General features: G+C 62.4%; 10 protein-coding genes and 1 riboswitch. Of the genes, 4 read left to right on the forward strand and 6 right to left on the reverse strand.

Annotated elements, in window-relative coordinates:
- The 4 genes from EOA60_RS08975 to EOA60_RS08990 all read right to left on the reverse strand — a co-directional run.
- A partial coding sequence (locus EOA60_RS08975; RefSeq protein ID WP_164899234.1) for a pirin family protein occupies positions 1-444 on the reverse strand: 444 nt, incomplete at its 3' end.
- 8 nt (positions 445-452) lie between these two features.
- The gene (locus EOA60_RS08980) at positions 453-719 is read right to left on the reverse strand and encodes a DUF2277 domain-containing protein (protein WP_066998050.1); all 267 of its coding nucleotides are present in this window, start codon (positions 717-719) and stop codon (positions 453-455) included.
- A gap of 191 nt (positions 720-910) precedes the next feature.
- Positions 911-1,162 carry an exodeoxyribonuclease VII small subunit gene (locus EOA60_RS08985; RefSeq protein ID WP_095778033.1) on the reverse strand — a complete coding sequence of 84 codons (252 nt, stop codon included), beginning with the start codon at positions 1,160-1,162 and terminating at the stop codon, positions 911-913.
- A 3-nt stretch (positions 1,163-1,165) separates the two neighbouring features.
- Positions 1,166-2,092, reverse strand: coding sequence for a histone deacetylase family protein (locus tag EOA60_RS08990; protein WP_066998053.1), 927 nt, complete (start codon positions 2,090-2,092; stop codon positions 1,166-1,168).
- Positions 2,093-2,206: 114 nt separating this feature from the next.
- Positions 2,207-2,385: riboswitch (cobalamin riboswitch) on the forward strand.
- 42 nt (positions 2,386-2,427) lie between these two features.
- Between EOA60_RS08990 and bluB the strand changes: the two genes are divergently transcribed.
- The 3 genes from bluB to EOA60_RS09005 all read left to right on the forward strand — a co-directional run bounded on the left by bluB (position 2,428) and on the right by EOA60_RS09005 (position 5,733).
- Complete coding sequence (bluB, locus tag EOA60_RS08995; RefSeq protein ID WP_067327847.1) at positions 2,428-3,159, forward strand: 5,6-dimethylbenzimidazole synthase; 732 nt, start codon at positions 2,428-2,430, stop codon at positions 3,157-3,159.
- Positions 3,160-3,506: 347 nt separating this feature from the next.
- Positions 3,507-4,688: an aminotransferase class V-fold PLP-dependent enzyme gene (locus EOA60_RS09000; RefSeq protein WP_095823808.1), complete on the forward strand. Its 1,182-nt coding sequence runs from the start codon at positions 3,507-3,509 to the stop codon at positions 4,686-4,688.
- Positions 4,689-4,878: 190 nt separating this feature from the next.
- On the forward strand, positions 4,879-5,733 hold the full coding sequence (locus EOA60_RS09005; RefSeq protein WP_128292929.1) for a D-amino-acid transaminase: 855 nt from the start codon (positions 4,879-4,881) through the stop codon (positions 5,731-5,733).
- 241 nt (positions 5,734-5,974) lie between these two features.
- On the opposite strand, the gene EOA60_RS09010 is transcribed toward EOA60_RS09005, so the two are convergent.
- Together EOA60_RS09010 and EOA60_RS09015 are read right to left on the reverse strand one after the other, a co-directional pair.
- Positions 5,975-6,955: a hypothetical protein gene (locus EOA60_RS09010; protein ID WP_095823810.1), complete on the reverse strand. Its 981-nt coding sequence runs from the start codon at positions 6,953-6,955 to the stop codon at positions 5,975-5,977.
- Between the two features lie 144 nt (positions 6,956-7,099).
- Positions 7,100-7,690 carry a TetR/AcrR family transcriptional regulator gene (locus tag EOA60_RS09015; protein ID WP_095823811.1) on the reverse strand — a complete coding sequence of 197 codons (591 nt, stop codon included), beginning with the start codon at positions 7,688-7,690 and terminating at the stop codon, positions 7,100-7,102.
- Between the two features lie 121 nt (positions 7,691-7,811).
- Between EOA60_RS09015 and EOA60_RS09020 the strand changes: the two genes are divergently transcribed.
- Positions 7,812-8,919: MFS transporter (locus EOA60_RS09020; RefSeq protein ID WP_164899235.1), on the forward strand; the 1,108-nt coding region annotated here is incomplete at its 3' end.

An 8,919-nucleotide genomic window follows, 5' to 3' on the forward strand; every position in this document is an offset into this window, starting at 1 on the left:
GATTTCTTCCTTGCTGTCCGGCAGCGCCAGCCAGGTTTGCAGGCCGGAAATCGACATCGGCGCGCCGCGCAATTCCTCGGGCGTGCGCTCGGAATGAACGATGCCGCGGCCGGCGGTCATCAAATTCACGTCGCCCGGCGCGATCACCATTTCGGTGCCGAGCGAGTCGCGATGCCTGATCTTGCCGTCGAACAGATAAGTGACGGTGGAAAGCCCGATATGCGGATGCGGGCGCACGTCGATCGCATGGCCGGCGCGCAGGATGGCCGGACCCATGCGGTCGAAGAAGATGAACGGACCGACCAGCCTGCGCTTCGCCGTCGGCAAGGCGCGGCGAACCTCGAAGCCGCCAATGTCCTTGGCGTTCGGAATGACCATCAACTCGATCTGGTCGCAGGCGAAGGCGTCGCCGGCCTCAGGATCGTTGCCCGGAAAGAAGCTCATGACCGGCGTCAGGCGAAGCGGAGCGCGGATCGGGCCTTCGCCTTGGCGGCCTCTTCCTCGCGGTTGCGCGGATGCTGGGTGGTTTCGAGGCTGTCAAGCAGCTCGCGCGCGGCGGCGGCGATCGCCTCGACGGCGTGGTTGAAGGCATGCTCGTTGCGCTTGGACGGCTTGGTCGCGCCGCTCAGCTTGCGAACGAACTGCAGCGCCGCGTCATGGACCTCGTCGTCGGTCGCCGGCGGATCGAAGTTGAACAGGGTCTTGATGTTTCGGCACATGCTTTAACTCCTTACCTGCTTTCTGCCCGAACCGGTCTGACATTGTGCACCGAGGTGTGTTGAGATTCAGGTCAGACCGAGCCGAAAATGGCGGGTTCCGAGAACCGGACCGGAGCGTACTTGAAGGACGTGAGCACCGGAACCGCAGAAAGCCGCGTTTGCAGGCGGCCTCACCTGAATATCAATACACCTCACTCGGCGTCGAGCGGCTCCGTTCCAACCGGCTTGCCGTCGCGCGAGAGCCTGATCTTCTCGACCTTGTCCTCGGCGGCCTTGAGCAAGCGGTCGCAATGAGCCTTCAGCGCCTCGCCGCGCTCGTAGATCTTGATCGACTGGTCGAGCGGAACGTCGCCGCGCTCCAGATCATCGACGATCTTCTCCAGCGCGTCGAGCGCCTGTTCGAAGCTCATCGCCTTGACGTCTTGGTTAGCTTCATCAGCCATCATTCATCCCTTCATCAGCCGCCCGACATGGGCGGCGACCGAAAATGCCAATCCTTGCAGATCGTAACCGCCCTCCAGCAGGCTGACGAGCCGGTTGCCGCTGTGGCGCCCGGCGCGCTCCATCAGCTGGCCGGTCGCCCAGTCGAAATCATCCTCGGTCAGGTTGATCGCGGCCAGCGGATCGCGATGGTGCGCATCGAAACCGGCGGAAATGATGATCAGATCCGGCTGGAAGGCGTCGATCGACGGCAGCACGCGCGACAGGAAGGCGTCGCGGAACGTGTCGCTGCCGGTGCTCGGCGCAAGCGGCGCGTTGACGATGTTGCCGGCGCCGGTCTCGCTCTTGGCACCGGTGCCCGGATAAAGCGGCATCTGGTGGGTCGAGCAATAGAGCACCGACGGATCGTCCCAGAAAATGTCCTGCGTGCCGTTGCCGTGATGCACATCCCAATCGACGATGGCGACGCGCTCGGCCAGATGCTTCTCCTGCGCATAACGGGCGGCGATCGCCGCGGTGTTGAACAGGCAAAAGCCCATCGCGGTCGCTTTTTCGGCGTGATGGCCGGGCGGACGCGCGGCAACGAAGACATTGGCGGCACGGCCCTCGAACACATCGTCGACGGCGGCGTTCGCCGCGCCGATCGCCGTCACCGCGGCCTGCCAGCTTTTCGGGCTGGCGCTGGTGTCGGCATCGATCGAGACGATCCCCGTCTCGGGAATCGCAGCGCGGACACGGCCGACGAAATCCTCCGGATGCGCGTAAAGGATAGTCGCCTCGTCGCCTTCCGGCGCCTCGACGCGGTCGAGGGCCGAAAAAGCCTCGTCGTCGAGCACGCGCTCGATGGCGCGCAAACGGTCGGGCCGCTCGGGGTGGCCGGGCGGCGTGAGGTGTTCCAGGAATACCGGATGAGTGTAAAGACGAGTGGTCATGGCGCCTAATCTAGGCACCTGTCGCACGGATAGCCATGTTTCAGCGCCGAATGATTGGGGAAATCGCGCCCAATCGTGTCGCTGGCGGCATTGGCCCGGCCTCGGCTTCGCGATAAGGTCGCGTCGCTGCCTGGTGCCCGCAACGCGGGAGAATCGGGAACACGGTTGAAATCCGTGGCGTGCCCAACGCTGTGAGGGGGACCGCGCCGGCAAACGCCACTGTCCCAGACGGGAAGGCGCCGGATGCGGGTCGATCCCGAGCCAGAAGACCGGCCCGGCAGACATGGTCATCCGCATGGTCAGGCGGAGGACTGCTTATCGCAAGGGGACAAGCGATGCAGGCACGAACAGCCGCCGCCGGCGGCGATGACTTTGACCAATTGGCGCGCGACGCCGTCTACCGGGCCATGTTCACCCGGCGCGACGTGCGCAGCCATTTCCTTACCGACGATCTCGACGACGGCGTTTTGGCGCGGCTGCTCACCGCGGCACACCACGCGCCGTCGGTCGGCTACATGCAGCCCTGGAACTTCATCATCATCCGGGACGCCACAAGGCGGCGGCAGGTGCGCGACCTTTTCCTCGCCGCGCGCGAACAGGAACTGCCGGCGATCGAGGTGGAGCGGCGGGCGCTCTACCGCAAGCTGAAGCTCGAGGGCATCTGCGAAAGCGCGCTCAACCTCTGCATCACCTGCGACCGCCAGCGCTCGAAGAACTCGCCGCTCGGGCGCTGGCACAATCCGGAGATGGACCTCTACAGCACCGTCTGCGCGGTGCAGAATTTCTGGCTCGCGGCGCGGGCGGAAGGCGTCGGGGTTGGCTGGGTGAGCATCATCGAGCCCGAAGCGCTGAAGCGACTGCTGTCGATCCCCGAGCACGTCACGCCGATCGCCTATCTCTGCGTCGGCCGCGTCTCGGAATTCGCGCCAAGGCCCGACCTCGAAGCGCATGGCTGGGGCAAGCGCCTGCCGCTGCCCGAGCTGGTGATGAGCGAGACCTTTTGCGGCGCCGGCGAGGCGCCGCTCAAATCGGCGATCGCTCGTCTCGGAGAACGATTGAAGCCTTAGAACCGCTCGGCGTTCCATAGACCCGCACCAACCGCAACGCGCCATCGCGCTTCGCGTTTGCGCAATGGCGCATTGGCAGGCCTGACCGTCGTTGCCCGCTCTCAGAAACCGGGGATTGTTCGCGCATCGCTTGACAACGTGACGGTTCTTCTTGGCGTGATTGGGCCGGATCTCCGCACTCGCTTCCTCACGGCTAACCCTGTGCCAAGCGATGTCGTTCTCGGGCTTCAACGTCTCGCGAATTCACCGGCGTTCGCAATTAAATTCTGTCTTCTCATGTGAATAGGCAGATTGAGCTGGGCTACGGCGCTTATTGTCGGGCCATAGATGAGACCCGGCGCGTTCCCATGAATTTTTTTGCAATAGATCGGTCCGCCGAACATGAGGACGAAGCGGAATGGGAGCGCATCCGCGCAAAATACCCGCCGCAAGAACCACTCCTCAACTTGAACAACGCCGCGGTCAGTCCCCCACCGACTGTTGTCGAGGAAGCGACGGTTGACGCCTACCGCTTCATCAGTCGCAATCCCGACTACAATATGTGGAGCAAGCTCGACACAGCACTTCCTCATATCAAACGCGAGCTGGCGGAACTGATCGATTGCAGCCCCGGAGAGATCGCGCTGAACCGGAATTCGTCGGAGGGTCTTTCGACAGCGATCTTCGGAATACCGCTGACTAAGGGCGATCAAGTGCTGATCTCGCCTTGGGACTACCCCAGCGTTCGTGCGGGCTGGCTGCAGCGGCAACAGCGCGAGGGCATCGAGGTTGTAAACTGCACCTTCGACCTCATGGACAGCGACGACGACATCATCGAATCCTATGTTCAGGCGATGACCCCGCGTACCCGCGTCCTGCAGCTGACTCACATGTACCACTGGAACGGGCGTGTCCTGCCGGTGAACCGGCTCTGCGAGATCGCGCGGGAGCGCGACATCATGACTGTCGTCGACGGTGCCCAGACTTTTGCTCAGATGCCGGTCAGCTTCCGCGAACTCGATTGCGATTTTTTTGTCACCAGCCTGCACAAGTGGCTCGGTGCTCCTATCGGCAACGGGATGCTGGTCGTCAGCGAACGCCGGATCGATACCACCTGGCCATTGCTTGCACCTTTCGACCAGCCCGCGGTGCACATAGACAGATTCGACCATTGGAATCTCGGCACCTACAATTCCGCTGTCCAGGCAGGAATCGCGCCCGCAATTCAATTCCACAAGGCGATCGGCGCGGAACGGATGCATGCGCGACTGCGCGAACTCACCCGATATTGGGTAGGTCTCGTCCAGGACATTCCCGGTTTCAGGCTCCATACGCCGACCGACACGGACAGCCTCGCTGCGATAAGTCTGTTTTCGATCGACAGCATCGACATGCAGCAACTCGAGCGCGACCTTCGCGAGAAACACCAGGTCCACGTGAAATACCGCAAGGTCGAGCACGTCGAGGGTTTGCGGGTTTCGCCACACATTTACATGCTTAAGCGCGATCTTGATGCCTTTGTCGCCGCGCTGCGAAGCGCTGTGGAGTGAACCGACGAATTTCTCGGGGCTGTGCCTGACCTTAGCCGCCTGCTGTCTGGCGAATAGCGTTTTCGCAGTCGAGGGGTGCAGGATGGCAGCGCCGCTATTGCGCTTAAAGCTGCCTAGGCCTGCACCCTGACAAGAGTTCAATAGTTTCGCTCAAGGCCGTGAGCGTGGTCTGCATTTTTGAGGTCTATCAATGCGCCAAGTCTATGTGAGTGGATCCTATCTACCGGAAAGCGAGGCCCGTATCTCGGTCTTCGATCGGGGCTTCCTGTTCGCCGACGGAGTCTATGAGGTCACGCTCGTTCTTGATGGCAAGCTCGTCGATTTTGCCAGTCACATGGCGCGCCTGCGGCGATCGCTCCGTGAGCTCGATATGCCGTTCTCCCTGACCGAAGCAGATCTTTTGAAGATCCACAGGGAGCTCATTGGACGGAACAATGTATCCGAGGGACTTGTCTATTTGCAGATCACCCGGGGCGCGGCCGACCGCGATTTCATATTTCCTACTCGGGATACGCCGAACACCGTGGTGCTCTTCACACAAGAGAAGGCACTTGTCGAAAATCCGGTCGCCATACGCGGCCAGCACGTCATAACCGTGGAAGATCTCCGGTGGCGGCGCTGCGACATCAAAACGGTGCAACTCCTGTATCCCTCCATGGCCAAAATGCAGGCGAAATCACGCGGCGCCGATGACGCATGGCTAGTGAGGGATGGTTACGTCACGGAAGGCTCTTCCAACAACGCCCATATCGTGACTTCGGATGGGACGATCGTCACGCGGGATCTCTCGAGCGATATCCTGCACGGGATTACCCGGGCAGTCGTTCTGCAGTGCGCAAGTGAACTTCATCTGCGGGTGGAGGAGCGCCCATTCACGGTAGTAGAGGCCAGACTTGCGACGGAGGCGTTTTCAACGTCATCATCCGGGCTGGTGAACCCGGTGGTCAGGATGGATGGTGCGCCGATCGGCAACGGGCTGCCGGGCGTAGTCACCCGGCGGTTGCGACAAATTTATCTCGATAGAAGCCGAGCATCGGCGATCTAGCGTTGATCGTCGACGGTGTTCTCTGCGGCGTCAAACATCGATACGCTACCTGCCGGTGGCGTTACTGGGGCGCATATGGACCGCGCTAACTCAAGCACTCCTGACGCCAGCCCTGCACGTGAATAGCTCGCCCGAGCACTCGCGGCGCCCAAGTAGCTTGACAAGGCCGCTGCTAGGCTGGCGTTCGCGCCAGATGCTGGCGGCGATCCTTCCATTGGCGGGGCATCTCCTCTGACTCTAGTCAAGCGGTCCTTGGCGAATCCCAGCGCGAGCCGCCGAAGGGGCTGAGCGCCTTGTCGCGCAATTCCCTGAACTTGGACGAGGCTTCGGCCAGGCGCCGGTCCCATTCCGGATTGGGGACCTGGCCCTCGATGGCGGCGAAGTAGACCTGCATCAGCGAAGCGATGGCGAAGGGCTCGATGAAAGCCGCCTTGAAGGCCCAGGCGAAGACGATGGCCAACACGAAGGCCCAGCCGGCAAGCTGGCCCGGCATGGCCCAGAGGATCGCGGCGGCGGGCGCCAGCATTAAAAGGAAGATGACGAAGGAAACACCCCACATGATCACCGCCAGCCAGACGGCGTTCTTGACCATCAACTTGCCGTTCTGCGCATAGAGCACGACGCCTTGCCTGGCGGTCTCGAAAGGCGAGTTGGAATTGGTGCGGATGTTGTAGCCGAGGATGATCTCGTCGACATAGGTCAGCGACAGGCGGATCACGGTGTTGATGAAGCTCACCAGACCGCTCAAGCCTGGAATGGGTAGGAATGCAGCAATGCCGCCGATCAGCCCGGTGATGGCGCGGATGGCGCCTTTCACCAGCTGGTCGACGACGAAAAGGATGTTGGCCTCGGCGAAGCGCTTCGTCACCACTTCGCGCGCATAGGCGATCTGGCCCTGGCCGTCGGGAACTTCCTGCCCGTCGATCAGATGGACCATGACGGCGATATGGCCGGCCTTGAGCACATAGAGAATGTATTCGCGGATCCAGTAGACGGCGATCGAGACCACGCCGAAGCCGACGATCCCACCCCACAAGGCAAAGGACATCGGCCCGTCCGGATCGGTCGAGATGTGGCCGACGCCGTAACCGACGCTGGCGCCGGTGCCGGTCGCTGTTATGTAGGCCACCGTGATGCCGAAATAGACGATGATGCGAAAGACGATGAACGGCCACGTCCGCATCATGATGGACACCGACCGGCCGATGCTGAAGTCCCACATGGCCCCGACCCTCCGCCTCAGAGAATTGGCGGGAGAGGATGCGCTCGCTCCTGCCAAAGTCAATGTCGGAGGGATTTTGAGCGGGGGACAATTGTCTGAGGCAGCGCGGACCCGAGTGATTGCCCGGAACGCCGCGACCGGATGCTATTTGGTTTTCAGGCCTTCCAGCAGCTGCTTGAACGCCGCCACAACCTTCTTCGACGTCGCTTCCGGATCCTTGGCATTGGCGATGCGCTGCGAGGCCTGGCTACTGGCGCCGTTGATGAGCCGCGCTGCGGTCTCGGGGTCGAGATCGGGAACGACGACGCCCTCCTCCTGCAGCTTTGACAGGTGATCGGTCATTGAAGCCGTGCAGGCGCTGGCGTTGGGCCACTGAGCCGGATCGCCGAGCACGGCCGGGCCGTCCCTGAACATGATGCGCTGGATTTCCGGTTCAAGCGCCATCTCGATATAGGTGGTGCATTCGTCGACGAAATGCTGCCAGCGAGTAGGCGCCCGCGAGGCCACCTCGTTCACCCGCGCCGCCATCTCGGCGTCGATCTCGGCGATCACCGCCTGCAGCAGCCCCTTCTTGTCGCCGAAATGATGATAGAGCGCGCCGCGCGTCAGACCCGCCGAAGCGGTGAAATCGTCCATCGAGGCCTCGGCATAGCCGATCGTGCCGAAGGCATAGCGCGCGGCCGCGATCAGCTTGGCGCGCGTCTCGGCGATCATCTCCTTGCGGGGCTTATGCATGGCTCCTGGCCTTATTCACATACGCGTCGTATGCTAATTGACATACGCGACGTATGAACTATCTGCCATTCATACGCTGCGTATGTAATTGCGGCACTTTCCCTTGTCGAGGAACAGGACCATGCGAAACCCATATTCGGAAATCTTTCGGGCTCCTGGCACGAAGAGCTTCGCCGCGGCAGCCTTCATCGCCCGGCTGCCGATCGCCATGGCGCCGATCGGCATTGTGGCGATGCTGTCACAAACGCATGGCGAGTACTGGCTGGCCGGCGCCGTCTCGGCCACATACGCTTTGGTCAACGCCTTCCTGTCGCCGCAGGTCTCGCGGCTGGTCGACCGCCTCGGCCAGAGCCGGATTGCCGTGCCGACGACACTTGTCTCGGCGCTTGCCTTCGCAACCTTGATCGTCGCGGCCAACCAGCACTGGCCGGTGTGGACCTTGTTCCTATCCGCGCTGCTTGCCGCGTTAATGCCCAGCATCCCGGCGCTGGTCAGGGCGCGCTGGACCGAGATTTTTCGCGACCGCCCCGAGCTCAATACCGCCTTCGCCTTGGAATCGGCCGCGGACGAGCTGGTCTATGTCGCTGGGGCATCGCTGTCGGTGGGCTTGAGTGCCACGCTGTTTCCGGAAGCCGGGATGGTGGTGAGCACCTTGCTGCTCGCCTTCGGCTCGGCGGCATTCCTGCTGCAGCGTTCGACGGAACCGCCCATTCGTCCGGCCGAGGATGGCGCGGCCGGTTCGGCGATCCGCCTGCGGCCGGTGCAGATCATCACCGTCGCGCTGATCTTTGTCGGCGCGACCTTCGCAACCACGGAAGTCACCACCGTTGCCATTACCGAAGAGCTCGGCCAGCCCGAAGCAGCCAGCCTCGTCATCGGCGTCTATGCACTGGGATCCTTCCTGCTCGGCATCATCGTCGGCGCGCTCAGTTTGCGCACGCCGCTGCAACGCCAACTCGCGATAGCGGTCGCCGTCATCGCGCTCACCACGCTGCCGCTGCTTTTTGCCGACACGGTGCCGACCCTGGCGCTAGCCGTCTTCGTCAGCGGCGTTGCCATCTCGCCGACCTTCATCACCGCCTTTGGCCTGATCGAACGCCACGTGCCGCCGGCAATGCTCACGGAAGGCGTGACCTGGGTGACCACCGGGATCGGCATCGGCATTGCGCTTGGCTCCTTCGCCGCCGGCTGGATGGTCGACACTTTTGGACCGCAGAACGGGTTCTGGG

It is taken from the genome of Mesorhizobium sp. M1A.F.Ca.IN.020.06.1.1, assembly GCF_004023265.1.
GTDB lineage: Bacteria > Pseudomonadota > Alphaproteobacteria > Rhizobiales > Rhizobiaceae > Mesorhizobium.